General features: G+C 67.5%; 23 protein-coding genes and 2 pseudogenes. 10 read left to right on the forward strand and 15 right to left on the reverse strand.

What is annotated here, in order from left to right; all coding sequences use genetic code 11:
• Positions 1-44: 44 nt before the first annotated feature.
• A pseudogene (locus OG385_RS08065) lies at positions 45-209 on the forward strand (tyrosine--tRNA ligase); the annotation flags it as partial.
• A gap of 153 nt (positions 210-362) precedes the next feature.
• Here the strand turns inward: OG385_RS08065 and OG385_RS08070 are convergent.
• From OG385_RS08070 to OG385_RS08085, 4 genes are all read right to left on the reverse strand, one after another.
• Positions 363-908 (reverse strand): HAD domain-containing protein, encoded by a 546-nt coding sequence (locus OG385_RS08070; RefSeq protein WP_266853187.1) that lies wholly within the window; start codon positions 906-908, stop codon positions 363-365.
• 15 nt (positions 909-923) lie between these two features.
• Positions 924-1,616 (reverse strand): cyclopropane-fatty-acyl-phospholipid synthase family protein, encoded by a 693-nt coding sequence (locus tag OG385_RS08075; RefSeq protein WP_266853189.1) that lies wholly within the window; start codon positions 1,614-1,616, stop codon positions 924-926.
• The gene (locus tag OG385_RS08080) at positions 1,617-2,528 is read right to left on the reverse strand and encodes a phosphotransferase (RefSeq protein WP_266853190.1); all 912 of its coding nucleotides are present in this window, start codon (positions 2,526-2,528) and stop codon (positions 1,617-1,619) included. It abuts the gene before it with no gap.
• A gap of 76 nt (positions 2,529-2,604) precedes the next feature.
• Positions 2,605-3,354, reverse strand: a complete 750-nt coding sequence (locus OG385_RS08085) for a hypothetical protein (protein WP_266853192.1) — start codon at positions 3,352-3,354, stop codon at positions 2,605-2,607.
• Positions 3,355-3,557: 203 nt separating this feature from the next.
• Between OG385_RS08085 and OG385_RS08090 the strand changes: the two genes are divergently transcribed.
• From OG385_RS08090 to OG385_RS08105, 4 genes are all read left to right on the forward strand, one after another.
• Positions 3,558-4,913, forward strand: a complete 1,356-nt coding sequence (locus OG385_RS08090; RefSeq protein WP_266853194.1) for a tetratricopeptide repeat protein — start codon at positions 3,558-3,560, stop codon at positions 4,911-4,913.
• Position 4,914: 1 nt separating this feature from the next.
• Positions 4,915-5,445 (forward strand): NUDIX domain-containing protein, encoded by a 531-nt coding sequence (locus OG385_RS08095; RefSeq protein ID WP_266853195.1) that lies wholly within the window; start codon positions 4,915-4,917, stop codon positions 5,443-5,445.
• 204 nt (positions 5,446-5,649) lie between these two features.
• A complete protein-coding gene (locus OG385_RS08100) occupies positions 5,650-9,084 on the forward strand; it encodes a serine/threonine-protein kinase (protein WP_266853197.1) in 3,435 nt (1,144 codons plus the stop codon).
• Positions 9,071-10,420 carry a hypothetical protein gene (locus OG385_RS08105; RefSeq protein WP_266853199.1) on the forward strand — a complete coding sequence of 450 codons (1,350 nt, stop codon included), beginning with the start codon at positions 9,071-9,073 and terminating at the stop codon, positions 10,418-10,420. The genes OG385_RS08100 and OG385_RS08105 overlap by 14 nt, the downstream gene beginning before the upstream one ends.
• A gap of 529 nt (positions 10,421-10,949) precedes the next feature.
• On the opposite strand, the gene OG385_RS08110 is transcribed toward OG385_RS08105, so the two are convergent.
• Positions 10,950-11,708 (reverse strand): tyrosine-protein phosphatase, encoded by a 759-nt coding sequence (locus OG385_RS08110; RefSeq protein ID WP_266853201.1) that lies wholly within the window; start codon positions 11,706-11,708, stop codon positions 10,950-10,952.
• 153 nt (positions 11,709-11,861) lie between these two features.
• Here OG385_RS08110 and OG385_RS08115 point away from each other — a divergent pair, with 153 nt between their 5' ends.
• Positions 11,862-12,596 carry a helix-turn-helix domain-containing protein gene (locus OG385_RS08115; protein WP_266853203.1) on the forward strand — a complete coding sequence of 245 codons (735 nt, stop codon included), beginning with the start codon at positions 11,862-11,864 and terminating at the stop codon, positions 12,594-12,596.
• Positions 12,596-13,381, forward strand: coding sequence for an MFS transporter (locus tag OG385_RS08120; protein ID WP_323183643.1), 786 nt, complete (start codon positions 12,596-12,598; stop codon positions 13,379-13,381). Before OG385_RS08115 ends, OG385_RS08120 begins: the two co-directional genes overlap by 1 nt.
• Here the strand turns inward: OG385_RS08120 and OG385_RS08125 are convergent.
• From OG385_RS08125 to OG385_RS08165, 9 genes and pseudogenes are all read right to left on the reverse strand, one after another.
• Positions 13,335-13,841, reverse strand: a complete 507-nt coding sequence (locus OG385_RS08125; protein ID WP_323183932.1) for a DUF1349 domain-containing protein — start codon at positions 13,839-13,841, stop codon at positions 13,335-13,337. The genes OG385_RS08120 and OG385_RS08125 overlap by 47 nt on opposite strands.
• 78 nt (positions 13,842-13,919) lie before the next feature.
• Positions 13,920-14,258: pseudogene (locus tag OG385_RS08130) on the reverse strand (DUF952 domain-containing protein); the annotation flags it as partial.
• 9 nt (positions 14,259-14,267) lie between these two features.
• Positions 14,268-14,702, reverse strand: a complete 435-nt coding sequence (locus OG385_RS08135; protein WP_266860711.1) for a carboxymuconolactone decarboxylase family protein — start codon at positions 14,700-14,702, stop codon at positions 14,268-14,270.
• Between the two features lie 395 nt (positions 14,703-15,097).
• A complete protein-coding gene (locus OG385_RS08140) occupies positions 15,098-15,448 on the reverse strand; it encodes a GntR family transcriptional regulator (RefSeq protein WP_266853205.1) in 351 nt (116 codons plus the stop codon).
• Positions 15,448-16,413, reverse strand: coding sequence for a DUF1648 domain-containing protein (locus OG385_RS08145; RefSeq protein WP_266853207.1), 966 nt, complete (start codon positions 16,411-16,413; stop codon positions 15,448-15,450). The genes OG385_RS08140 and OG385_RS08145 overlap by 1 nt, the downstream gene beginning before the upstream one ends.
• 224 nt (positions 16,414-16,637) lie before the next feature.
• Complete coding sequence (locus OG385_RS08150) at positions 16,638-17,063, reverse strand: DUF6304 family protein (protein WP_266853209.1); 426 nt, start codon at positions 17,061-17,063, stop codon at positions 16,638-16,640.
• Between the two features lie 242 nt (positions 17,064-17,305).
• The gene (locus tag OG385_RS08155) at positions 17,306-17,899 is read right to left on the reverse strand and encodes an N-acetyltransferase (RefSeq protein ID WP_266853211.1); all 594 of its coding nucleotides are present in this window, start codon (positions 17,897-17,899) and stop codon (positions 17,306-17,308) included.
• Positions 17,900-18,013: 114 nt separating this feature from the next.
• Positions 18,014-19,054: a family 2 encapsulin nanocompartment cargo protein polyprenyl transferase gene (locus tag OG385_RS08160; protein ID WP_266853212.1), complete on the reverse strand. Its 1,041-nt coding sequence runs from the start codon at positions 19,052-19,054 to the stop codon at positions 18,014-18,016.
• Positions 19,055-19,165: 111 nt separating this feature from the next.
• Complete coding sequence (locus OG385_RS08165; protein WP_266853213.1) at positions 19,166-20,572, reverse strand: family 2B encapsulin nanocompartment shell protein; 1,407 nt, start codon at positions 20,570-20,572, stop codon at positions 19,166-19,168.
• Positions 20,573-20,749: 177 nt separating this feature from the next.
• Between OG385_RS08165 and OG385_RS08170 the strand changes: the two genes are divergently transcribed.
• The 3 genes from OG385_RS08170 to OG385_RS08180 all read left to right on the forward strand — a co-directional run bounded on the left by OG385_RS08170 (position 20,750) and on the right by OG385_RS08180 (position 23,587).
• Positions 20,750-21,196 carry an Rrf2 family transcriptional regulator gene (locus tag OG385_RS08170; RefSeq protein WP_266853215.1) on the forward strand — a complete coding sequence of 149 codons (447 nt, stop codon included), beginning with the start codon at positions 20,750-20,752 and terminating at the stop codon, positions 21,194-21,196.
• 191 nt (positions 21,197-21,387) lie between these two features.
• Complete coding sequence (locus OG385_RS08175; protein WP_266853217.1) at positions 21,388-22,626, forward strand: globin domain-containing protein; 1,239 nt, start codon at positions 21,388-21,390, stop codon at positions 22,624-22,626.
• A gap of 67 nt (positions 22,627-22,693) precedes the next feature.
• On the forward strand, positions 22,694-23,587 hold the full coding sequence (locus tag OG385_RS08180) for a 1-aminocyclopropane-1-carboxylate deaminase/D-cysteine desulfhydrase (protein ID WP_266853218.1): 894 nt from the start codon (positions 22,694-22,696) through the stop codon (positions 23,585-23,587).
• Here the strand turns inward: OG385_RS08180 and OG385_RS08185 are convergent.
• Positions 23,563-25,161 (reverse strand): Na+/H+ antiporter, encoded by a 1,599-nt coding sequence (locus OG385_RS08185; RefSeq protein ID WP_266853220.1) that lies wholly within the window; start codon positions 25,159-25,161, stop codon positions 23,563-23,565. The two genes, OG385_RS08180 and OG385_RS08185, sit on opposite strands and share 25 nt — an antisense overlap.
• Between the last annotated feature and the right edge of the window lie 25 nt (positions 25,162-25,186).

Consider the following 25,186-nt stretch of genomic DNA (forward strand, 5'->3'; position numbering starts at 1 on the left):
TAGGCCCCGCACCCTCCCGGTGCGGGGCCTGCGTACTGCGCCAGGTCGTGGACCTGTTGGCGGAGGTCGGCCTGGTGGCGCACGGTGAAGGAGGGCGGCGTCTACGTGAACGACGTGAAGATGACGCCTAGGACGCCGTGTTCGGGGCCAGCAAGCTGCTGCACGGGCGGTGGCTGCTGATGCGGCGCGGCAATAAGAACCCGGCGGCGAACCACCGATCGCTCCGTTCGCCACCTTCGCCACGTTCACCGAGACAAGCGACGCCCGGCCCTGCCGTTCAGAAGCTGAACGGCGCCCGGGCAGGCGGTGCCCCCAGCGCACCCTGATGCTCTCGCTGTCCGAGGTAGCGAGAGCACCATTCGTCAGGCGGCTCGGGCTACGGGCAACTGCGCGACCCACCTCGTGACCTCGGTCAGGTGCTCGGGCTGTAGACCGAGGTGCGGGTCGGGCTGAACGAGGAGGGTTGCCGTTCCCATCGCGGTGCGCTCCATCGCCCATTCATGGTCGAGGCCGGTGAAGTCGTCGTCGATCCAGACGGCGGGAGCTCTGCCGAGCCAGGGGTCGACGTGGTCGCGTTTCCAGAGGTAGCCGTCGGGGTGACTGGTGGTGATCTGGGGGCGAGGCAGGTCGAGGTAAGGGAAGTCGGGCAGCCCCAGGAGGGGGCCGATGATCGTGGAGGCGCCCTTGCGCCAGCTCGTGCACCAGACGGGGGTAACGAGTCCGCTGGTCACGAGGTCAGTGAGAATGACGCCCTGTCTCGGGTCGAGCCAGATGGGCACGGGGTCGTCGGGGTGCCGACCGGCGGGCAGGACGGTGTGACGGACGTGGGTGGGCGGGATGCTGCCGTCGGCGGCCGGGAACGGGATGAGGACGCCGTCGATGTCCAGGAGCAGGTAGGGCAGGGTCATCGTTGCCTCCGTCGGTCAGCGTTTGCGGGCAGTGATCAGGAGGGTGGTGGGCCACGGGTCGCGGCGCGGGTGCCGCAGCTCCACCGTCGAGGTGACGCGCAGGCCCGCCCGGGAGAGGTGGGATCTCCAGCGGTGGGCGTCGAACTCCCATCGAGTGAGGGGCAATCGGGTGCGGTCGGGCATGGTGACGTAGTCCTCGCGCGGACGGTTGTCCGTGGATGGATGTCTTCCGGCCCGTGCCGGGTGAGGGACGGAGAAGGCCAGGACACCGCCAGGCTTCAGGCGTCGGGAAACGGCGGTGAGGAGGAGCGCGGGGGCGACGAGGCCGACGGCACCGAAGACGGAGTAGATCGCGTCGAAGGTCTGGCCGGTGGCCTGCAGATGGTGCAGTGCGTGGCCGGCGGCGAAGGTGGCGCCGTCGATGTGGCCGTAGTGGGAGCGGGCGCGGCGTACCTGGAGGCCGACCAAGTCTACGCCGGTGACGCGGGCCTGGTGGTGCTTCGCGAGGTGGGCCACGTTGTGGCCGGGGCCGCAGCCCAGCTCCAGGACGCGTTTGCCGCACAGGTCCCGGCCCAGGATCTCGGCGCCGGGACCGATGCCCGCGTGGGTGCTCCATTCCATCCGGGCCGGTGCGCTGAGGGCGTGCGCGGGAGCAGCGGCTGTGCGCTGGGCTGCGTGGGCGTACCAGGGGGAAATCTGGGCGAGCACCTAGACCTCCAGGAGTTGGACCACGTCGTTGAGGTGGCGGCGGACAACGGGGATGTACGCGGGGTCCTTGGCCGGGTCGTCGATCCAGCGGATGGCCTGCTCCATGAACCACTCCACGGCCCACATGCGGTGCCAGCCCAGGGCCCATGCCTCTGCGGCCAGTCCGCCCCGCGTGGCGAGGGCGTCCTCGTGCCCGCCCGCGGTGACGTACTGCTCCAGGAGCACCCGCATGCGGAAGGGGCTCGGCACGTCGGTGGTTCCGTGGTACGAGGCGAGGTCGATCAGGCCGGGCCCGGTGAAGGCGCGGGCGAAGTCGAGAAGGTGCCAGCCGTGTTCTCCGATGTGGACGCTCGTGGGGTGGAACTCGGAGTGGACCCAGCCGAACGGGTCGAGCGTCGCCCCCTGGACACGGGACTCGGCTGCGGCAGAGATCTTCTCCAGCGCGGTCTCGATGTCGTCGCAGTCCGTCCATCGGTCGGCTTTCCGCAGCCGCTGGAGGTGATCGAGGGCTCGGCCGGGCAGGGCTGCGAGGCCCGCTCCGTCGAGGAGGGGCAGACCGCCCGCGGGACGGGCGGCGTGGAGCATGACGGCGGCGGCGACACCGTCGAGGTCGTCGGCGTTCCGTACGGGAGTGCCGAGGTCGTCCATGAGCATCCCGAGCCACTTGTCCTGCGTGGCAGTGGCGTGGAGGGCGGGGACCGGGAGGCCGCGCTGGTATGCCGCCCGCAGGGCCTGGGCCTCGCGGTCGAAGGGCTCCTTGGCGTACTTGAAAACGGCTGTGGTGCCGTCGGGGAAGGTGACGCGTTCGACGCCGGACATGCCCCAGACGCGAATCTCGGCACGTTCGGGGAGGGGCTTGCCGACGAGGGTGCACAGGTCGTCCAGCAGGGCGGCGGACAGGCTCTGGTCCATGGGGGTCTCCAGGGGCTGGTGGGCTCCGGGGCGGGCGCGCGCGAGCTGGCCCGCCCCGGAGCCGTACTGGGGTGGGTTACTCGGCTGCGGTCACGCGGCGGGCGTAGACCTGCTCGATCCAGCCCGCCTTGAACTCGGCCAGGTCGTCACGGAAGTTGGCCATCGAGGCACCGTAGGGTGCGACGACGCCGCCGGACTGGTCCGGCACGGACTGGCAGCCGTGCACGAGCCGGCCGCCGAGCGCGGTGTGGGCCTTGATGGACTCGATCCGGCGGTGCTCGTTGAACCAGCCGCCGTGGTAGACCTCGTCCAGCATTCCGCCCGTCGCGTCGTCCAGGTCGAAGACGACGGACGTGGCGGCGGGGAAGAACCAGCACGGGCCGACGTTGGAGATGTGTCCGTCCAGCTCGACCTTGTTGAGCGCCATCAGCGTGGCCGCCTCGCGCAGCATGCGCAGGTGGTCGGCGGTGATCTGCGGGAGGTCGAGGCCGGCCAGGTGTTCCTCGCGGAAGAGGTACGTGTACACCCCGTACGCCGTCGCCAGCACGCGGGCCGCATCGGAGGTGGACTCGCCGTGGTTCTTGATGAAGTCGAGCGCGAGCTGCTCGACCGCGCTCTCGGTCGTCTCGTCTACGTCGAGGAGCTGGGCCTTCACCAAGTCCCAATCGGCGACGAGCCAGGTGCTGGACTCGAAGCGGAAGAAGTACTCGGCCGGGTTGATGATGATGCGCCGGCCGTCCACCTGGATGCCGGGCAGGCGGTTCCAGCGCGGGTCGAAGGCGTCGGGCAGCTCGACCGTGATGGTCGCGGTGTCGATGGTGGTCACCGTGTCTCCGTCTCTGATCGTCCGGGCCCGGGGCACAGGAATGCCCGAGCCCGTTAGGGCGTACGGAACTTGGGGGCCGCCCGGCCCGCGATGCCGTGAGTGGGGCGGCTGTCGATAAGTGAACCGTCCGCTACGCAGAGTGGGTACGGTGTGAGCGAGGCCAAGCGGTATACACGGTTTACGGATCCGGAGCGGAGGCGATCGTGCCGGCACCGACCAGCGCCAACTCCCGCCTGCGCGACACGATCAACGCCGCCGGGTGCACGTACGAGGCACTCGCCAAGGACGTACGCCGCATCGCCGCCGAGAACGGCGAACTGCTCCAGACCAACAAGTCGGCCATCTCCCACTGGGTGGGCGGTGCCCGCACACCGTCCGGCCAGGCAGGCCAGTACCTCGCCGAAGCCCTCTCCCGGCGGCTGGGCCGCGTCGTCACCCGAACCGAGCTCGGCCTCCACTCACCCGACACGGAGTCGCCACCGGACACCGACCCCGTCACCGCGGTCACCGACCTCGGCCGCGCGGACGTCGAGCGCCGCCGCTTCCTCGCCATCGCCGCCTTCACCACGGCTGGCGTCGCCATGCCGCTCCTGCACGACCACGAAGCCACCTCGCGGATGCTCCGCGCCCGCACCGCCCGCTCCCTCGTCGGCAGCGACGACATCGACGTCGTACGACAGATCACGGCAGCCTTCAGCGCCGCCGACGAACGCCTCGGCGGCGGCCACGGCCTGACCACAGTCACCGCGTACCTCGCCGACACGGCAGCCCCCATGCTGCGCGGCCGCTTTCCCACAGAAGCCTTACGCCAGGCCGCTTTCGGCGCTGTCGCCGAACTTGCCTACCTCGCAGGGTGGAAGCACCACGACCTTGGACACGAAGGCGCTGCCCAGCGCTACTACCAGGTCGGCTACCAACTCGCCTGCGAAGCCGACCCCCACGGCCACGCCGCCTGGATGATGCGTGCCCTCGCCCATCAATCCCTCAGCCTCAAGCAACCCCACCACTGCGTGGACCTCGTCAAAGGAGCCCTCACCCGCGGCCTCGGCCACGTAGACGGCCAGACCGAAGCCCTCCTCCACATCACGCACGCCCGCGCCTATGCAGCCGTCGGCGAGAATCCCTTGGCCGCCCGCGCTCTCCTCGCCGCCGAAGACGCCCTCCTGCGCGAGGACGGACCCCAGCCCAGTTTCTCCCGCGTCAGCGGCCCCGCTGCCGGCACCGTGGCCAGCCACACCGCACGCACGTTGACCGACCTCGCCGACCACATCGGCACGGAACAGCAGCACCGCGACGCCCTCACTCGCTGGGACCCGGAGAAGTACAAGCGCGTCCACGCCCTCACCCACGCCGACCTCGGCGACAGCCTCGCCGCCCAAGCCCGTGCCGACGAAGCGGTCGCGGCCTGGACCCAGGCCCTGGTCCTCATGGAGGGCATGACCTCAGACCGCACCCGCAAGGCGATCACCTCAATCCGCTCCACGCTTGCGATTTACCAGCGCCGCCGCGTCCCCGGAGCCGCAGATCTCACCCGCCGAGCCCGCGAGGCCCTCGCCTAACATGCCCAACAACCTGCCCGAAGAAGGGAACTCCGTGACTCAGCAGACCGACAACCGCCCCCCAGCCCTCAAGCCGGCGCTCGACTCGATGACGCTGCTGGTCGCGGCCGTCATTGTCCACGACAGGGCAACCAACCGCGTCGTGCTCCTCCAGCGCAGCGAGAACGCCAAGTTCGCCCAGGGCCTGTGGGACCTCCCCGTCGGCAAGAGCGAGCCCGGTGAGCCCATCACCGAGACTGCGGTCCGCGAGCTCTACGAGGAGACCGGCCTCGCCGTGAAGCCGGAGTCCCTCAAGGTCGCCCACATCATCCACGGAGCCTGGGGCGTCGAAGCTCCCAACGGCTTCCTCACGGTCGTCTTCGCCGCCCACGACTGGACCGGTGAACCCGAAAACCGCGAACCCCGCAAGCATGCCCAGGTCTGCTGGGTCGATACCGACGCCGTGCCAGAGGAGTTTGTAGACACGACTGCCAGCGCGCTCCACCGTTACCTGACTGCGGGGCCGCACGTTTCCCTGGGCGGCTGGGACTGACTCCGATGCCACCCAGAGGACCGAACGGGCCAGCCCCGGCGCCCAGGCGGCACCATCGAGAGGAACCTGCCAAGAATCGAGAAGTGCAAGCGGCGACCCACTTCGCAAGATGTGCAGAACGCGTGCAGATTTGTGTGAGCCACGGCATACTTGGCCGCAGTTCTCCCGGGGTGGGGATGAACGCACTGCTAAGGGGAGAGTCCGGTGCGAGAGCATGTGAATGACCGCTATTTTATTATCGAAGGATTCAAACGGTTCGGTGGACTTGGCGAGGTCCATAAGGCCGTCGACTTCGAAGCGGGCGGCTCTCATGTCGCGATTAAGTTCATTCGCGGCGTCCCAGACGAGCGCATTACCCGACAGCTCTTTCAACGGGAGTCAGAGGCGCTGCGCGCCGTTCGCCATCCAAATATTGTGCGTCTCCTTGATTCTGGTTGGGACACAGTACGGGAAAGCTATTTTTTGGTTCTCGAGTGGCTCAACGAATCACTGGCGGACCGTCTTGAACGAGAAGGCCCCTTCACTTGGGAGCGCCTAGCTTCAGGAGTTGCCCACCCGCTCGCAGAGGCATTGGCGCATGCGCATTTGAGTGGCGTTGCCCATAGGGACATCAAACCTCAGAATGTCATGTTTGACGATACCGGGTCACCCAAACTGGCCGATTTCGGGATCGCGAAAATAGAAGAAAAAATCAGCCCCCCAGGGCTGACCGTGGGAGATTTCAGATCAGAGCCGTATGCGCTACCTGATGGCGATATAGCCGCACTCCCGTACGTTCGAGACGTCTACGCTTTCGGCGTACTCCTTATTCAGGCCCTGTCTGATGAGACATTGAGGCGCCACCAAGATATCCAGCCAGCGCTGCAGCGAGCAAACGTTCCACCGGACGTCCGTCGACTCCTCGAAGACTGCGTTGCGAATGATGAGGTTCGGCGCCCTGCCAATGGAACAGTAGTAGCTCAAAGGCTGACCGCTATAGGCGATGCACGAGCCTCACGCCCAGAAGTCGGCGCAGGAGTAGTTTGGCTACAACTGACGCGTGCAGCGATCACGAAAATTTTGGGGGACCAAGGAGTCGACGATCGCCATGCGGCTGCAAGCATTATCCAGCGTGACCTCAGCAGAGGAGCACAGGGAGAATTCCGTTTCGATGCCGCAAATCAAATTCATGATCTAGAGACAGTCTATCTCACCGGCTATGAATACCAGATGACACTGAAGCGTCATCAGACAGAGCCGGCATGGGTAATCGTCGGAGTCAAGAAGTGTGAAGAAGAGTGGCGCGACAAGGCACAGCGGGTAGCTTGCCCCCTTGGTAGAAATTTCTCCTTCCAATGTTCTCGACCATCGGATATTGGCAGAGCAAAGAGCGGCCTCGATTCACTCATTGCTTCTCTTGCGAAGCACATGGAGGCGCGCAAAGAAGCGCACGTTGCTGCCCGCGGCCAAAAAGAAGAGAACGAGCTATTTGACAAATGGCTTCAGGTTCTCGACGCCCGCGAGGACCTAGCTCGTGGTGAACGACGCCCGCTAGACTATCGGGGTCGTGTGGTAGCCAGAAACGGGAGGGATGTCACTTTTTCGCTTGCCGAAGAAGTACGTCTCGATCTAGTTGGTCAAGAATGGGAAGTCGTAATCCCAGAGGCGCGACGTACTTTGGCCCGCGGAGAGGTCGTCAGCCATGAGGGGGAAGAGATCACACTGCGCTTCCGAAGGGAACCGCGCAACCTTCCCAACAGAGGGCAGCTGGTTCCGTATCTGGAAGCCACCAAAGTAGCTCTTATCCGCCAGCAGGAAGCAGTTGAGCGAATCAAAAATGGGACCGCAGTTAGACCCGATCTCCGCTCTCTGCTACTAGACCCAGCTAGTGCGTCGATTCCAGAGCAAATTGTCATCGAATCATGGCAGCGCGAGGAACTCGATGAGAGCAAGCGGCTGGCGGTCTCTTACGCCCTCGGAGCGAAGGATTTTTTGCTGATTCAAGGACCTCCTGGCACAGGCAAAACGAGCGTCATTACGGAGATCGTTTCTCAACTCCTGCAGAGTCGTCCTGAATCTAGAGTATTGATTGTTAGCCAAACTCACGTTGCGGTTGACAACGCACTCGGTCGACTTCACGAGGCAGGAATTCCCGGCTTGGTTCGCCTTGGCCGTCCGGAGGATCCACATGTAGATTCCACAGTCCAGCATTTGCTGCTGGACAAGGCTATGGAGCGATGGGCTCGCGGAATCCAGAAGCGGACCGAGGACTTCCTGGATGCTGAAGCCCAGCGTCACGGTATTGAAAAATCTCACCTTCGAGCCGCTCTGATGCTTCAGCAACTTGCTAATGTATTGGATGAGATAAGCGTTGTCGAAAACAGGGTGGCAAGCCTGTCGCAGTCCGAACCGTCTTCGGACCTAGCGACAGGACTGGGGTTGGCCGAAGATGTTGAGACGAATCGCGACCTCCTAGATAGATTGCTTGAGCGCAAAGAAGAGCTCCTCAGGTCAGGAAGGGCTGAGATTGCCGGGGAATTGACTCTCCGAGATGCAATTACGCCAGACGAAGCGCGCGATGCGATCGACCTACTGCTCGCGGGCACTAGTTCCGCGTTTAGACTAGTAAATCTCCTTAAGCTTCAAGCAGACTGGATGTTGCGGCTCACCTCCGACAAGAACCTGGCAACTGTATTTCTGAAGACAGCCAATGTAGTCGCTGGAACGTGCATTGGATTTCTTGGCCATCGAGCTGTTCGAGACCTAGATTTCGACCTTTGCATCCTAGACGAAGCATCCAAGGCGACGGCGACAGAAGCTCTTGTTCCTCTCGCGCGGGCCCGACAGTGGATACTGGTTGGAGACACGCGTCAGTTGCCGCCAATGGACGAAGACTTGCTGCGGTCGGCAGCGAAACTCGAGGAATACGGACTTGACCGAGGTTTTGTGTCGACTACGCTCTTCGACTATCTTATTGCAAAGACCACTTCACCCGTTCAACAAGAACTTGTTGAACAGTACCGAATGGTAAGGTCTATTGGCGATCTCGTCTCAACTTGCTTCTATGACGGCAAGCTGAAGTCGCCAAAGAATGACGGTGCTCACGAATATGACGCACTTTGGGGAGCGGTGTCGTGGATTGACACCGGAAGCCTTGGCGCTGCCCGCTTCCAGCAAGACGGCTCAAGCGGTTCTGTAGCAAATCGTGCCGAAGCAGCCTTGGCTGTGAGTAGGCTCAAAGCGATTGACACAGCGATTGAACGTGGGGCGATAAAGTCGTTCGGCGGGAGAAAGGTGTCAGCATTGGTAATCTCTCCGTACCGACTGCAGGTCGAAGAGATTCATCGCAAGCTTGCCAACGTTCAATTCCAGCACCTTGAAATTTCGGTCGAATCAGTTGACGCTGTTCAAGGACGCGAAGCTGATCTTGCTGTCTTTTCGGTAACGCGCAGCAACCCGCAAGGCAAGTTCGGATTCCTTGGGGAGAAATACTGGCGACGGATTAACGTCGCCCTGTCTCGCGCTAGATACGGGCTTACGATTATTGGGGATGCCGATTTCTGTAGGTCCAGCCCAGGAGCCCTGCAGCAGGTCGTAACCTATATCGAGGACCACCCGGAGGACTGCAAGATTTCGGAGGCTGAGCGTGTACGAATCTGATGCCTTCATCGCGAAGCGGTATGGCGATAGCCGCCCAGGACTGAATCTGGTTGCTGTTGCAGATGCAGCCCTTCCGGTGACTCAACTGAACGTGGACGTTCTTGCCCAGGAACGAAAAGCGATTCCCCTGCTTGATGAGTTCGTTATTCGGCTTGTCAGTAATGGGGTTCGCGACCCCGAAGAGATAGCGAATATACTCGGGCTTGATTTGAAGCTGGCCGAGTCCGCGATTGTGGAGCAGTTGGCGGCGGATAATTTGGCACGCGCAGCCGGACAGAAGACCCGTGTCGAGCTTACGCCCCAGGGCCGATTGATGGCTGTAGAACTCGAGGCGGTTCGCCCAGTCCATAGACTTCTGCCGGTCACGTTCGATCGACTGACTTGGGGCGTAGCATCATATCGTCCAGAATTTCTTGTGCCGAAGAAGGAGGCTGAAGAGGCAGGACTAGTTGTCTTGCCGGCCATCCGCAGTCAACGTATTGTGCCGGCCGATGTCACGGTTGCCAGTCTCAACAGACTTATCTCCGACGGGGCTGAAAATCGGCGTAACCTCGAGGTACTTGCCGTCGAGAAGATGGCACCAAAGAAGCATCGCTACCTTCCAGTGAAGCTTCTAGTTTTCTCGGATGATCCCCGAACCGAGATTCAACTTGGCGTTGTCGTAGATGGTCAACTCAGTGCACCTCATGAGCGTGCCCTGTTGAGTTCAGGAGGGCCATCTGCTCTCAATATCACTGTTGGTGAGCCAGCAAGCCGACCGCTTCTTCCAGCCGACCTTGAAGCCATCAGGACTCGTCAGCAAAGGCCATCATCCGACAATTCAACCTCGCCGCCGGTTGATTCTCTTGCAAAGCAAAAAGAAAGTAGCATCGAGGTACGCGACGTGAGCGTACATGAGCACCCAGACTTTCTGCGCGAGTCCCTCGCCGGCAGCAAGCAAAGACTGCTGATCGTTGCCCCATGGATAAAAAATTCCATCGTGGATACCACGTTTATCTCTAGCCTTGAAAGGCTATTGCGGAGAGGCGTTAAAATTCACATCGCCTACGGCATCGGAGAGGACGACCGGGACAGTCACGAAAGGGCGATTTCGAGGCTGCGAAATTTGGGTGGACGCTACAAGGAGAGTTTCACCTTTATCCGCTTGAAGAATTCTCACGCCAAGATTCTAATTTCGGATGACATCTGGATCAATACCAGCTTCAATTGGCTTTCATTCAAGGGGGATCCGAACCGGACTTATCGAATGGAGGAAGGGATCTTGGTTCGGGGCTCGAAGCGTGTGAACGAGGCTTACGAGAAGTATTTGCGAATGCTGGAAGAGCAAAAAGCGTAGGTTGCCTGCCTCTTGGCGCACGGCCACGCTCTCAATGGCCGCGGTTCGGTGTGGAGCAGGCCGCGATGACCGGCGCGGTTCACGAGGTCGGACGTGCACCACTCAGGATGATGGTGCAGGCCCATAGGCGCAGCACCCTCGTACACGAGCCAACCTAAGTCGGTCGAGTTGTGTTTCTGGGTCAGGAAGGCGGAGACCGACACCCTCACGTGTGTGGGCGGCGGGGTGGAATAGCTTGCCAGCGTTCTCCCTACTCCGCAGGATCGATGTCGGCGCTCCGCAGTCCGCACACAGTCCGCAGGACACCCGATCAGGACCGTCGCACCCCATCGCTGGCCAACAGCAAAAGGCCAGGTCAGCGACCCGCAGGGGAGATCCCCGCCGGTCGCCGACCTGGCCCGTTACTTGGAGACCAAGAAGGCCTGATCGCGGTGTTCGCACCCGACGGTCCGCAATGCGGACCGGAGCAGAAATCCGTGGGGCCCGACCGGCGCGACCGGTCGGGCCCCACGGTCGTTCAGGATCCCGCTCAAGCGGGCATGCGCTCCGGCCCTGGGGCCGGTTCCAGCAGGTTCCGCCGCAGCGCGGCAATCACCTCGTCCTGGATGTCCAGTTGGTCCGCGATGTAGCCGCGCACGGACCCGTACCGTTCGGTCAGGGCGGCCAGGAAGAGGCGCATCACGTCCTCGGGCGCGCGGCCGTAGCCGGGCCAGATCGGTCCCCGGCCGGGGTGTTCGGCCCGCCAGTCGGCGAGCAGGCGCTCGCTTGCCAGTCCGGTGAGGGTGAAGTCCTCGACGATGTCGGCCTCGGAGACCCCCAGGAGCGTCAGCACGAGCGCCGCCAGCAGGCCGGTGCGGTCCTTCCCCGATGTGCAGTGGAAGACGGCGGGCCGGCCCCCGGCGGCGGCGATCACCTCGATGGCCCGGCCCAGTTCCCTGACGCCGTCATGAGCGACCTCCAGGTACCGCTCGGCGAGGTACGGGCCGGTCGCGACGTCCGGGCCGAGGCTCGGCTGGTCGTAGGGGCGGTGCTCGACGCTGAGGTGGTGGTAGGTGAACGACGGGTGCTCGGGGACGCGGCCCTTGGCGTCGATCTCCCAGGAGTAGCGCAGGTCGATGACGGTACCGATGTCCAGGGTGAGGAAGCGTTCCCAGTCCGCGCCGCCGAGCTTGGCCAGCGAGTCGGCACGGAACAGCCTCCCCGTGCGTACAGTGCTGCCTCCGTCGGCCGAACAGCCGCCCGGGTCACGGAAGTTGTGCAGCCGCTGGAAAGGTAGGGGTGCGTTCATAGCGCGGCAGCCTATGCCGTGGACCACGGGACGGGCGCGGCGGCCGCCAGTCGAGCGGAACGCGAACCGGAACCGGAACCGGAACCCGAACCAGAAGCAGAAGCAGAAGCAGAAGAACTCTTCCGGAACAACTCTTCTGGTTCTACGGTCGTCATGGCCGAAGCACCCGCCCCGCCTGCATCCGAGCTGCCGGCACCCGACCCCCTCGCACCCGACCCCCTCGCACCCGATCCCGCGCACGACGTCACGCCCGACGCCGCCGCCCTGCGGGTTCTCGCCCACCCGGTGCGGCTCAACCTGCTGAGCCGGCTGCGGCAGTACGGGCCCGCCACCGCCCGGCAGCTCGCCGCGCACTTCGCGCTCGACCCGGGGTCGGCCAGCTACCATCTGCGCCGCCTGGCTGCGGGCGGGCTGATCGAGGAGGACTCCGGCCGCGGCACCCGCCGGGACCGCTGGTGGCAGGCGCGGCACCGGACCTCCTTCCACGATCCCGGCACCAACAGACCGTCGGAGCAGGCGGACAGCCGCGCCTACGCCCAGGCACTGCTGCTCGCCTACAGCGACCAGCTGCGCAGGCTGGCGGGTACGGTGCCGCTGCTGCCCGACGACTGGTACGCCGCCTCGGTCTTCAGCGACTACACGCTGCTTCTGACGCCGGATGAACTCAATGCGATGAAAGCCGAGTTGGCGGACGTCGTCGGACGCTACCGGGAGCTCGGTCACGACAGGCCGCAACGCGGCGCGGACAGCAAGAACAGCACGGACAGCACGGACAGCACGGACAGCACGGACGGTACGGAAGACGTGAACGGTACGGAAGGCACTGGCGGCCCCGTCCCCACCCCCGTCTCGGTCCAGTTGCAGTCGTTCCCGCTGCTCGACCGCTGATGACCGCCGCCCACCGGGACGCCAACGTCCTGCGCTGGCTGGGTGCCTACACCGCGTCCGTGACCGGAGACGTGACCTACTTCCTCGCCCTGACCTGGGCCGCGACCCGTACCGCCGGCCCCGCGCAGGCCGGTGCGGTGCTGGCCGCCGGAGCTGTGCCGCGGGCTCTCCTGATGCTCGGCGGCGGTGTCGTCGCCGACCGGTTCGGGGCGCGCCGTGTGGTCGTCGTCAGCGATCTGGTGCGGTGCGCGGTCATCCTCACCGCCGCCGCGTTCATCTGGCTCGCGGGCGCCCGGCTCTGGCTGCTCTACGTCCTGGCGGTCGTCTTCGGCACCGTGGACGCGCTGTTCATGCCCGCTGTCGGGGCACTGCCGCCGCAGCTCACAGGGCCGGTCCAGCTCGCCCGGGTGCAGGGTATGCGCAGCCTGTCCATCCGGTTCAGCAACGCCGTGGGGCCGATGGCCGGCGCCCTGGTGCTGGCAGCCGGTGGTGCGGCCGGTGCCTTCGGGGCGTCGGGGCTGCTCTTCTGCGGGTCGCTGGTGCTGCTCATCGCCGTACGCGTACGCCCGGTTCCGGACGCCCCGGCCGGGCCCGGCCGCACGACCGCCGGGCAGGACTTCCGGGCCGGTCTGCGCTACCTGCGGGAGAATACGTCCTGCCGTATGTCCCGCACGTCTCGCGCATCCCGCACGTCCTGCTCGCGCCGACAGCCTTCAGCCGCCTGGGCCAGCGGCCCCGTCAGCCGTGCAGCCGCCGGTCGGCGGGGCCGACCGCGAACCGGGTGAAGCGGACCCGCAGTCCCGCACGCTGCGGTGAGCAGCAGTACGGGCCCGCCGACGCCTTCGCTGCGGGGTCGAGCGGCGTCAGCCGGATCATCCGCCACGGGTCGCCGTCGGCGCGCGCCCGCACCGTCACCGCGTCCCCCGAGCGGCTGGCCCGGACCGTGACCGGCCGGCCCGCCCACTCCGGGACCGGCGCCATGGACCAGTCCGACACACCGCGGGTGGCCACCGCGCCCACCTGCGGTGCGCCGTCCGTCATCTCGACGCCCGCCTTGATCCAGTTCTCCTCGTCGGTGCGGACCAGGACGCCCGCCTGGTCGTAGAGCGTGTCGAAATCGGCCAGGAAGGTCACCTCGACCGCCGATCCCGCACTCAGCTCGGTCAGCAGCGCGTGTCCGTCGTCACGGACGAAGCCGTAGCTGGTCGTACGCCAGAAGTCGGTCCTGTCGCGGGTGGTCACCACCAGCTCCGCGCCGTCCGTCGTGGCGTGTGCGGGCGGGTTGAGCCAGGTCCCGTCCGACCAGTCGAGCGCGTAACCGTCCCGCCAGGGAACGACTTTGGTGACCGCGTCCACCGGGAGCGGCCCGTAGATGTGCGGGAAGGCGTCGGCGCCGGGCGCGGGGACCTCGTAGCGCAGCGGTACGGAGAGCAGCTCGCTGTCGATGACGAGCACGACCAGCTCACCGTGACCCCTGTCGCTCCCCGTCCCGCCCCCGCCCCCGTAGAGGAAGTCGGCGACCGCGATGAGCTGGCCGCGCGTCGAGCAGTGGATGAAGCCCTCCTCCTGGAGGGTGCGGCCGCGGGTCGACATCTCGTACGTGCCGGCCGCGCGGGCCGCCTCCCACAGGGAGCGCTCGGTGATGTGCAGCAGTTCCGTCATGGTCCAACGCTATGCCTGCCCGGGAACGCCCCGGCCGGGGAAACGCTGCTCCGGAACGCCGTGCGCCGACCCGCCCGGCTTCTCCGGGTCGGTGAGCAGACCGTGTTCGGCGAAGACCTTCTTCGCCACGGCGGTGGCGTTGAGCGCCTTGGGCATCCCGCAGTAGACCGCGGAGTGCAGCAGCGCCTCGACGATCTCCTCCGCACTGAGGCCGACGTTGAGCGCGGCGTTGATGTGGACGTCGAGCTGCGGTTCGCAGCCGCCGAGGGCGGTGAGCATCCCCAGGGTGACCAACTGCCGGTCGCGCAGCGCCAGCTGGGGCCTGGTGTAGATGTCGCCGAAGGCCCAGGCGACGATGTGATGCCCCAGGTCGGGCGAGATGTCGGCCAGGGAGTCGATCACCTGCCGGCCGCCCTCACCGACGACGCGGTCGAGCATCCCCATCCCCCGCTGCAGACGGTCCTGCCGGGTCTCGGCAACGGTGTCGGACGAGAGTGCCGTGGCGGCCTCCGGGGTGGCCGGATCGCTCGGGGTACTCATGGCTGCTCCGTTCCGGACTGCCCGTCGGGTATCGGGCAGCCGCGCAAAGTGACCGTACGAAGTAGGTGTACGGGTGGACGCGAACGGGGTGACCGTACGAGATGGCCGTACGGGTCGGCCGTACAAGGTGGTTGAACATTCGCCGTTCGTAGAGAGACGGTAAATGGTGGGCCTTGTACGGGACCCCGCCGGGGCCGGACAGAATGTGCGGGACGGGCAGACGGCAGTGGGTGTACGGCAACGGGTGTACGGCAACGGGTGTACGGCGCGGCAGGGGTGGTGGTCGCCGCCGCGCAGCCTCAGAGAGCCTCGCGCACGAGGGCCAGTACGGCTTCGTCCGTGAGGCCCAGCTCCCTTGCCTCCGCCGCGAGTTCCCGTACCCGTACGAGCAGTCGCGCCCGCGCCCGGGAGGGCCCGCCGACGACCACCGCGCCCCTCCCCCTGCGCAGTTCGATCAGGCCCTCTTCCCGCAGCCGCTGGTAACCGCGCAGCACCGTATGGACGTTGACCCCGAGCGAGTCGGCGAGGACGCGGGCGGCGGGCAGCCGCTCGCCCGCGTCCACCCGGCCGTCCGCGACGGCGCCCCTGACGCACGCGGCGATCTGGTCCGCGAGCGGGATCGCTGATGACGGGTCGATCCGGAAGAGCATCAGCCGTTCGCCTGCCGCTCGGCCAGGGTGTTGAGCAGCGCGGCGGCGTCGGACGAGCCGTCGATGGTGACGGCGAAGTCGCGGCCGTTCGTGCGCCGGACCACGATGGCCTCCCCCGAGCGGAGGATGAGCCCGGAGCGGCCCGCGCGGAACCGGTAGCCCCAGCCGCCGAAGTCCTTCAGGGCGTCTATGTCGCGGCTGGTGGCCTGCTCGACCTGGTCCAGCGGCACCCGGATACGCGGCCACGGCAGCCACCCGGTGGAGATGGTCAGGCCCCGGCGGTCCACGGTGACGTACGGCCTGGCGAAGGCCATCAGCACCAGGCCGGCCACGACAGGCGTCACGGCGGCCTGGGGGCCCGAGACGGTCAGCGCGACGGCTCCGGCGACGACGACGGTCACCGCGAGCACCAGAAGCGGGCGGGCGCCCGCGTGGCGCGCCCAGCCGGCGGTCTCGCCTGCCGCGAGGTCGATCCGCTCGACGGGCCCTTCGGCGGGCGGCGGCAGCACGGACGGTACGAAACGGGCCAGCCACCAGCCCGCCCCGCCCGCCAGGACCGCTACCCCGACGGCGGTCGCGACCCGCCAGAACGGGAAGTCGACGGGGGTGTGCAGGTTGGCGTACAGGATCTCGGCCATGAGTGCGCCGATGAAGCCGGCGAGCGCCCAGCCCGTGACGATCAGGCCCCGCGCCCCGCGGGCGATCAGCATCCAGATCACCCCGAGGCCGATCAGGAGCCCGGTGGTGACAAGTACGTACTCCAGGTGCCCCGCCGTGTCGTCCGGGCGGCCGCCGCTCCCGAAGTGGCTCGCCAGGCGGTGCGGCAGCCGGTTACGGAGCTGGCTGAAGACCGCAAGATCGACGGCGTAGGCGAGCAGGAAGGGCAGCCCGGCGACTGTCGCGCGCCGGATACGGCCGGAGCGACGGCCGGACCCCATCGCGGCCCCTGTGGTGTTCTCCATCATTCCCGCATTCCCCCGTTCCTCCTATTGTTCGCATGCAAGTAGAACAATGCGCCGACGGGACCGTCAAGAGGAGGGGCGACGGGAATGGGGCGAGGCGAGGTGACAGCGCAGTGGGCACAGTCGTCACAGGGCAGCGGCCCCTCGCCGGCACATGAGGTGAGCATGTGTGCCGATGAGGGGCCGCTTACCGGGAACGGACGGGAGCCGGCCGGAGCTGAAAGACCCTAGACAGCTGCGGAGAAGGGTGCCTGGAGGGTGGAACCGGGCGGAAGTTGCTCCTGGATCAGGGCGACCGCGGCGCCGAAGTCGCCCTGGTCGTTGCCCGATACGTAACTCGTGCCGCCGTAGTGCAGTGTGACGCCGAGATCGGTGGCCGGGCGGCGCAAAGCCAGCAGGCAGCTCAGCGTGGCCTGCTGGGCCGTACTGTCACCGGCGACGACCGGCAACGGCATGTCCCACTCCAGGACGCAGTCACTCAACGGCTCGGCCCCCTCAGGCACTTCACCCACCGGCTCGAACGAGTCGAACGAAGCTCCGGCGTAGTCGACTCCCCTGATCCGGGTGCGGAGTTGACGCTCTACGGCGCTGATCACTAGGGCATCTGATCCATGGCTGTCCCGGTACCAGCCGGCCCATGACTGTGGTGTCATGAGCGCGACTGTAGCGCCGCCACCAGCTCGGCGTCACCAAGAGTGATCAAGTCCGGAATTACTGGTTCCTGGTGCACTTCGCGCCCGACATCCCTTTCCTGACGGGCCGAAAGGTCCGGTAACGTACCCGCCCGCACCACCCGGCGAGCGCACGTACGAGCGCACATACGAGTGACCGGCCGGACCACCGAACGGGTGAGCCACCCCCACCGTCGCCGCGCCCCCTCGCCCTGCCCCGTGGATCAGCCGCGCGGCTCGCGCCACATCGGCCACATCTGCGGACCGTCGGGCAGCTGGACCGCGGTACCCATGAACACGAACCCGAGCCGCTCGTAGAGCCCGCGGCTGCGCGCGCTGCTCGCCTCCAGATACGCCGGAACACCTTCCCGGTCGCAGCGCTCCAGTACGGGCGCCATCAGCGCGGTCCCCAGGCCCTCACCCTGCCGTTCCGGAGTCACACCGATCATCAGCAGGTAGACGTGCGCCCGGTCGTGCGGATGGAGTTCGCCCGTCAACCGCCCCACCAGTTCGGCCCGTTCGTTCTCCGGGTCGGCGGCCTCCCGCATCCGGGCGGGCGTGTCGTCCTCCTCCTCCGGTACGCCGGCGGGAATGTCGAGCCAGAGCGCCATCGCCGTGTGGTCCTCGGCGAGGTCGACCCGGCCCTCGGTGAGAGCCACGTCGATGAAGACCCCGAGGAACTTGCCGTGCACCTCCCTGCGGTGGGCTTCCTCCGGGAACACCCAGTTGCTCACCGGGTCCCGCATGAAGGAGTCGTCAAGAAGCCGTACGAGCACCTCGCGGTCGGCCTCGCCCGCCTGTCGTATCGCCACGCCCATGGTCCGGTCCTCTTCTCTCGCCGTTCACGTCGCTCCATAACTCGCAGACGTGATCCTAGAGTTGGCCGGACCGGACCATGGGCGTACAGCGGCACAGCGGCACAGCGGTACGGATCAGCGGCTGCGCCGCGTCACATACTCCGCGAGGGAGAGCAGGCCTCCCGCCGCCGCGAGATCGGGAACCGCGCGGGAGAGATGGCCGACGGCTCTGGCCATCCGGTCGGCCGCCTCGGTCTGCGCCCAGTCCCGGCCGCCTGCCCGGTCGACGGCGTCGGCGGCCCGTCTGATGCCGTCCGCGTCGAGCGGGCCGCCGTACAGCTCAGCCAGCTCCGCCGCCGCCGCGGTGCCCGAGCTCAGCGCGGCCACCACCGGCAGCGACTTCTTGTGGGCGGCGAGATCCGCACCGGCCGGCTTGCCGGTGTGGGACGGCTCGCCCCAGATGCCGATCAGGTCGTCGATCAGCTGGAAGGCGAGCCCGGCCTCCCGGCCGAACGCGTCCATCGCCGCCGCTGCTTCGGGTCCGGCGCCCGCGTAGAGCGCACCCATCGCGCAGGCGCAGCCGAGCAGCGCCCCGGTCTTGGCCTCGGCCATGCTCAGGCACTCGTCCAGGGTGACCTCCGCACGGGTCTCGAAGGCGCAGTCCGCCTGCTGTCCCGCGCAGAGCTCGATGACGCAGGCCGTGAGCCGGCCGGTGGCCGCCTTCGCCGCGGGGTGCGGGTCCTCCGCGAGCAGCCGCAGGGCCAGTGCCTGCATCGCGTCCCCAGCTATGACCGCGTCGGGTATGCCGAAGACGGTCCAGGCGGTCGCCCTATGCCGCCGGGTGGCATCCCGGTCGATGACGTCGTCGTGCAGCAGGGTGAAGTTGTGCACCAGCTCCACGGCGGTGGCAGCCCGTACCGCCTGCGGGATGTCTCCGTTCAGCGCCTGGACAGCGGCCAGGACGAGCGCGGGTCTGATCGCCTTGCCCGCCTGCCCCGCGGCCGGCAAGCCGTCCGACTGCTCCCAACCGAAGTGGTACATCCCGATGTTCCGCATGGGGCCGGGCAGGGACTCCAGCGCCGAGCGGAGTTCCGGGTCGACGACGGTGCGGGTGTGTTCCAGGAGCGCTGCGGCCTCATGCCCTCCGGTCGCAGCGTCCGTTCTGGTCATGGTCATGGTTCGCTTCCTCTGCGGCGTGCGTACGGCTCGGTCGCCACGAGCGCCCCGGACGCACCGGTCCCCGCAGCGGTCTGGCCGCCGTCCGGGCCGGCCGTCCGGGGCGTCACCTCACTGCCAGCGGCTGACTTCGACGTTCTCCAGCACTCCCAGGGCGTCGGGTACCAGCACGGCAGCGGAGTAGTAGGCCGTCACCAGGTAGGAGATGATCGCCTTCTCGTCGATGCCCATGAAGCGGACCGACAGGCTCGGCTCGATCTCGTCGGGGATGCCGCTCTGCTGGAGTCCGATGACGCCCTGTTCGGACTCGCCGGTCCTCATGCAGATGATCGATGTGGTGCGGGCGTCGCTGACCGGGATCTTGTTGCACGGGAAGATCGGCACCCCGCGCCAGGCGGGCACCTGGTGGCCCCCCATGTCGACGCTCTCCGGTACGAGGCCGCGCTTGTTGCACTCGCGGCCGAACGCGGCGATGGCCTTCGGGTGGGCGAGGAAGAGCTTCGATCCGCGTCGGCGCGAGAGGAGTTCGTCCATGTCGTCCGGGCTGGGCACTCCGTCGTGCGGCTGGATCCGCTGGCCGTAGTCGCAGTTGTTGAGCAGGCCGAACTCACGGTTGTTCACGAGCTCGTGCTCCTGGCGCTCCCGCAGCGCCTCGACCGTGAGCCGCAACTGGTGCTCGGTCTGGTTCATCGGCTGGTTGTAGAGGTCGGCGACCCTGCTGTGGACCTTCAGCACGGTCTGGGCGACGCTCAGTTCGTACTCGCGGGGCGCGCCCTCGTAGTCGACGTACGTGTGCGGGAGAACCGCCTCACCGCGGTGGTCCGCGGAGAGGTCGATCGCCGCTTCGCCGTAGCTGTTGGTGCGCTGTGCGGGCAGCGAGGCCAGCCCGGCGAGATGGTCGCGCAGCGAGTCGGCGCGCTCCGCGAGGTTCAGCACGTCCGCCCTGGTCAGTTCAAGTGCGACGCACGCGGTGTCGGCGCGGGCCGTGTAGTCCCAGGTCGCATCCTCGTCCAGCAGCGCCTGGTCGCCGAAGTACGCACCGTCGGCCAGCGAACCGAGGACGGTCTCGTCCCCGTAGGGCCCCGTGCCGACCTTCTGGACCCGGCCGTGGGCCAGCAGGAACACCCGGTCCGCCGTGTCGCCCTCGGCGGCCAGCACATCGCCCTCCGCGAACTCCCGCTGAGTGCAGCGCTGCGCCAGCTCGGCCAGGGCCGCCTCGTCCGCGTAGTCCCGCAGGGCGGGCAGCTCACCGAGCTCGGCCGGGATGACCTGGACACGGTCACCGGTCTGCACGAACGTCACGCGGCCGTCACCGACCGAGTAGCTCAGCCGCCGGTTCACCCGGTACGTACCACCCTGGACCTGGACCCACGGGAGCATCTTCAGCAGCCACCGTGAGGTGATCTCCTGCATCTGCGGCGCGGACTTGGTGGTCGTTGCGAGGTTCCGCGCAGCTGCCGTGCCCAGACTCTGCTGCGGCGGTGCCTGCGTGTCGCGAACCTCTTCACCAACGGACATCTGACGCCCCTTCAATCATCGACTGACGTGCGTTGAAGAGCCTTTCAGCGGAGACCGGTGGCGCGCCATTACACAAAAGAGTGTGACTAATAGGGCTTTGAGGTGGGCACAGGGTCGTTCGTTGCCCAGGACGGTCATAACTTGCATCCCTTATGCAAGTTATCTACCGTGACCCCCATGCGGCTGACCAGATTCACCGACGTGGCACTGCGCGTACTGATGCGCCTCGCCGTCACGGAGGACGGCGAGGCGCCGGCGACCCGGGAGGTCGCGGCGGCCATGCGCGTGCCGTACAGCCACACCGCGAAGATCGTCGCCCGCCTCCAGCACCTCGGCCTGGTCGAAGCGCGCCGGGGTCGCGGCGGCGGCCTCAGCCTCACCGGAACAGGCCGCTCCGCCTCCATCGGCGGGCTGGTCCGTGAACTCGAAGGACCCGGCGACGTCGTGGAGTGCGAGGGTGCCACCCCGTGCCCGCTCCGTTCGGCCTGCCTGCTGCGGGGCGCTCTGAGCCGGGCGCAGGAGGCGTTCTACGCGTCACTGGACCCGCTGACCGTGACCGACCTGGTCGCCTCCCCCACCGGACCGCTGCTGATCGGCATCGGCAGCCGCCCCGACAACGGCTGACCGCGCCGGCACCGCACCGCACCAACTCCGCAACCCCTGGACCACCACTCACCGGTACAGCCGCGCAGCCACTCATACGTCGTTCGTAGCCAAAAATACGCATCTCACATACCAATTCAAGAGCGAGACCAAGAGCGACACCCAGAGCAGGACCCAGAGCAAGAAACCAGAGCAGGAACCAGGAGTCCCCGATGCTCAGCGAGCCGTCGACCGTCACCGTCCGAGCCACTCTCCCCGCCGTCGGCGCGGCCATCGGGGACATCGCCGATCTCTTCTACTGCAAGCTGTTCGACGCCCACCCGGAGTTGCTGCGCGACCTCTTCAACCGTGGCAACCAGGCATCCGGCGCCCAGCGGCAGGCACTCGCCGGCTCCATCGCCGCCTTCGCCACCCAGCTGGTGGAGCACCCGGACACCCGCCCCGACGTCATGCTCGGCCGTATCGCCCACAAGCACGCCTCACTCGGGATCACCCCCGCCCAGTACGGCGTCGTGCACACCCATCTCTTCGCCGCCATCGCCGAGGTGCTGGGCGACGCGGTCACCCCGGAGGTTGCCGCCGCCTGGGACGAGGTCTACTGGCTGATGGCCAACGCCCTGATCGCCCTGGAAGCCCGTCTCTACGCGGAGTGGGAGGCCGTCGCGGGCGACGTCTGGCGCGCGTGGGACGTGGTGTCCAGGACCGAGGAGACCGCCGACACCGCCACCTTCCGGCTCCGCCCCGCCGACGGCTCGCCCGCCCCCGGCTTCCGGCCCGGCCAGTACGTCTCCGTACAGGTCCGGCTCCCCGACGGGGCCCGCCAGATCCGCCAGTACAGCCTCTCCGGCGCCCCCGGCGGACAGCTCCACTCGATCACCGTGAAGCGCGTGCGCGACGACGCTTCCCCGGACGGCGCTTCCCCCCACAGCCGCAGCGCTTCCCCGGACGGCGAGGTCTCGCACCACCTCCACGCACACGTGCGGACCGGCGACCGGCTCCGGGTCTCCCTCCCGTACGGCGACCTCGTCATCGGCCCGGACGCGGCGGACGCCCCGCTCGTGCTCGCATCGGCCGGAATCGGCTGCACCCCGATGCTGGCGATGCTGGAACACCTCGCGAGCGCCGGACACCCCGCCCCGGTCACCGTCGTGCACGGCGACCGCACCCCGGCGGACCACGCCCTGCGCGCCGAACACGCCCTGCTCGCCGGGAAGTTGCCGGACGCCGCCGCGCACTTCTGGTACGAGCGCCCCGGGCCGGAGCACCCGGCCGACCGCACCGGCCTGGTCGATCTGAGCGGCCTCCCCTTCGCGCCCGGGACCCAGGCGTACCTCTGCGGGCCGCTGCCCTTCATGCGCTCCGTGCGGACCCAGCTGCTGGCCGGCGGCGTGCGGGCCGCCGACATCCACTACGAGGTGTTCGGCCCGGACCTCTGGCTCGCCGCGAGCTGACGGCCGGACCGGACGGACCGGACGGACCGGCCCCGCGCGCCGGACCCCCGGGGCGGACAATGGGCCCATGCCCCCTGGAGACCCCGGCCACGACCGGCTGCGACCGCTGCTGCCGTCGCCGCTGGAGCCGCTCGACGACGAGCGCTTCGCCCGGCACGGCGTACAGCTGCTGCTCAAACGTGACGACCTGATCCACCCCGATCTGCCGGGCAACAAATGGCGGAAACTCGCACCCAATCTGACGGCAGCAGCCGGGCGGACCGTGCTGACGTTCGGTGGCGCGTACTCCAACCATCTGCGGGCCACCGCCGCCGCGGGCCGGCTGCTCGGCTTCCCGACCGTCGGTGTCGTACGCGGGGACGAGCTGGCCCACCGCCCGCTCAACCCGTCCCTCGCGCAGTGCGCGGCCGACGGTATGCGGCTGTACTTCGTGGACCGCACGGCCTACCGGGCCAAGGCGGTCCCGGCCGGTCTCGACACCACCGGGATGTACGTCGTACCCGAGGGCGGCAGCAACACCGCGGCCGTGCACGGCTGCGGCGCGCTCGGCCGGGAACTGCACGGGCTCGCCGACACCGTCGCGGTGGCCGTAGGCACGGGCGGCACACTCGCGGGACTGGCGGCCGGCCTCACGGCGGACCAGCGCGCCATCGGTTTCCCCGTCCTGAAGGGCGGCTTCCTCGCCACCGAGGTCGCGACGCTCCAGCAGGCCGCTTTCGGGGCCCGGACCGGTGACTGGCGGCTGGACGACCGGTTCCACTTCGGCGGATACGCCCGCACGCCACCGGAACTCGAAGCCTTCGCCACCGGATTCGAGGAGCGGCACGGAGTCCCCGTCGAGCGGGTCTACGTCGCCAAGATGCTGTACGGGCTGACGGAGCTGGCCGCCGACGGCGCCTTCCCGCCGGGCACCCGGGTGGCCGCCGTCATCACAGGTCAGCCCGTCTCCTCCTCGCGGTAGGCGGCCGCCTCCTCCAGATCGAGCCTGCGCAGCAGCGTCCTGAGGAGTTCGTCGTCGATGCTCCTCCGGTCGCGCAGTTCGACGAAGACCTCGCGCTCGGCGCCGATCATCGCCCGTGCGAGCCGCCGGTAGGTGTCGTCGGCGCTCTCGCCGGTGTGCTCGTTCACCGTGCCGAGCCGTTCCCAGACCGCGTTCCTGCGCCGCGCCATCACGGTGCGCAACCGGTCGGCGAGCGGTTCCGGGAGGCCGTTGTCCTCTTCGGCGAGCATCGAGTTCAGCAGGTTCTCGGCCGCCTGCGACGCCTCGTTCTGCGCCTCGGCCTCGGCGAGCGTCTCGGCGTGCGCGTCACGGCCCGGGATCTTCAGCAGCCGGATCAGCGGCGGCAGGGAGAGCCCCTGGACGACCAGGGTCGCGATCACCGTCGTGAAGGTCAGGAAGAGCACCAGGTTCCGGGACGGGAAGGGTGCGCCGTGCGCGGTCAGCGGGATCGAGAAGGCGATGGCGAGCGAGACCACGCCGCGCATTCCCGCCCAGCCGATGACGACCGGCGCGGTCCAGTCCGTATCGGGTTCGCGTTCCCGGATCCCGCTGAAGAGCATGCGCGGCAGGAAAGTGGCGGGAAAGACCCAGACGAAGCGCACCACCACGACGATCACGAAAACGACCGCCGCATACCAGGCGGCCTCCCCTGCGCCGTAAGCGCCGAGTCTCCGGAGCACAAAGGGAAATTGCAGGCCGATCAGCGCGAAGACCGTCGATTCCAGAATGAAGGAAACCATTTTCCAAACGGCCTCCTCCTGGAGCCTGGTGGCGAAGTCGACCTGCCAGGAACGGTGTCCCAGATAGAGCGCGACGACCACCACGGCGAGCACCCCCGAAGCGTGCACCCGCTCCGCCGCCGCATAGGCGACGAAGGGAATGAGCAGCGAGAGGGTGTTCTGCAGCAGCGCTTCCTTGAGGTGGGTGCGCAGCCAGTGCAGCGGCACCATCAGGACCAGGCCGACACCGATTCCGCCGACCGACGCCAGAGCGAATTCGCCGAGCCCCTCCGCCCAGGAGACCCCGGCGCCGACCGCGGCCGCCAGCGCCACCTTGTAGGCGGTGATCGCGGTCGCGTCGTTGACGAGCGATTCGCCCTGCAGGATCGTCGTGAGCCGGGAGGGCAGCCCGAGGCGCCGGGCGATGGCGGTGGCCGCCACCGCGTCGGGCGGCGCGACCACCGCACCGAGCACCAGGGCCGCGGTGAGCGAGAGATCCGGCACGATCAGATAGGCGAGCCAGCCCACCACCACGGTCGCGAAGAGCACATAGCCGACCGAGAGCAGCGCGACGGGCCGCAGATTGGCCCGCAGATCCAGGTACGAGGAGTCGACGGCCGCGGTGTGGAGCAGCGGCGGCAGCACCAGCGGCAGGACGACCCCGGGATCCAGCGTGTACTCGGGCACCCATGGCAGATACGCGGCGCCGAGCCCGACCGCGACCAGCAGCAGCGGCGCCGCCACCGGTGTCCGGCGTGCGATGCCCGCCACCGCCGCGCTGCCCGCCACCAGTGCCACCAGCGGCAATGCGTCCATGGGTCTCCCCGCCCTCGGTCCCGGT

Source organism: Streptomyces sp. NBC_01306, from assembly GCF_026340465.1.
In the GTDB taxonomy this organism is placed as follows: domain Bacteria; phylum Actinomycetota; class Actinomycetes; order Streptomycetales; family Streptomycetaceae; genus Streptomyces.

Excerpts from the sequence above, each read along its gene's own strand:
- OG385_RS08120 (WP_323183643.1), top strand. The coding sequence starts at position 12,596 with ATGACCGCCGCCCACCGGGACGCCAACGTCCTGCGCTGGCTGGGTGCC.
- OG385_RS08070 (WP_266853187.1), bottom strand. The coding sequence starts at position 908 with ATGACCCTGCCCTACCTGCTCCTGGACATCGACGGCGTCCTCATCCCG.
- OG385_RS08185 (WP_266853220.1), bottom strand. The coding sequence starts at position 25,161 with ATGGACGCATTGCCGCTGGTGGCACTGGTGGCGGGCAGCGCGGCGGTG.
- OG385_RS08140 (WP_266853205.1), bottom strand. The coding sequence starts at position 15,448 with ATGCTCTTCCGGATCGACCCGTCATCAGCGATCCCGCTCGCGGACCAG.
- OG385_RS08180 (WP_266853218.1), top strand. The coding sequence starts at position 22,694 with ATGCCCCCTGGAGACCCCGGCCACGACCGGCTGCGACCGCTGCTGCCG.
- OG385_RS08080 (WP_266853190.1), bottom strand. The coding sequence starts at position 2,528 with ATGGACCAGAGCCTGTCCGCCGCCCTGCTGGACGACCTGTGCACCCTC.
- OG385_RS08175 (WP_266853217.1), top strand. The coding sequence starts at position 21,388 with ATGCTCAGCGAGCCGTCGACCGTCACCGTCCGAGCCACTCTCCCCGCC.
- OG385_RS08145 (WP_266853207.1), bottom strand. The coding sequence starts at position 16,413 with ATGATGGAGAACACCACAGGGGCCGCGATGGGGTCCGGCCGTCGCTCC.
- OG385_RS08095 (WP_266853195.1), top strand. The coding sequence starts at position 4,915 with ATGCCCAACAACCTGCCCGAAGAAGGGAACTCCGTGACTCAGCAGACC.
- OG385_RS08150 (WP_266853209.1), bottom strand. The coding sequence starts at position 17,063 with ATGACACCACAGTCATGGGCCGGCTGGTACCGGGACAGCCATGGATCA.
- OG385_RS08170 (WP_266853215.1), top strand. The coding sequence starts at position 20,750 with ATGCGGCTGACCAGATTCACCGACGTGGCACTGCGCGTACTGATGCGC.
- OG385_RS08155 (WP_266853211.1), bottom strand. The coding sequence starts at position 17,899 with ATGGGCGTGGCGATACGACAGGCGGGCGAGGCCGACCGCGAGGTGCTC.
- OG385_RS08165 (WP_266853213.1), bottom strand. The coding sequence starts at position 20,572 with ATGTCCGTTGGTGAAGAGGTTCGCGACACGCAGGCACCGCCGCAGCAG.
- OG385_RS08115 (WP_266853203.1), top strand. The coding sequence starts at position 11,862 with ATGGCCGAAGCACCCGCCCCGCCTGCATCCGAGCTGCCGGCACCCGAC.
- OG385_RS08160 (WP_266853212.1), bottom strand. The coding sequence starts at position 19,054 with ATGACCATGACCAGAACGGACGCTGCGACCGGAGGGCATGAGGCCGCA.
- OG385_RS08135 (WP_266860711.1), bottom strand. The coding sequence starts at position 14,702 with ATGGGGATGCTCGACCGCGTCGTCGGTGAGGGCGGCCGGCAGGTGATC.
- OG385_RS08110 (WP_266853201.1), bottom strand. The coding sequence starts at position 11,708 with ATGAACGCACCCCTACCTTTCCAGCGGCTGCACAACTTCCGTGACCCG.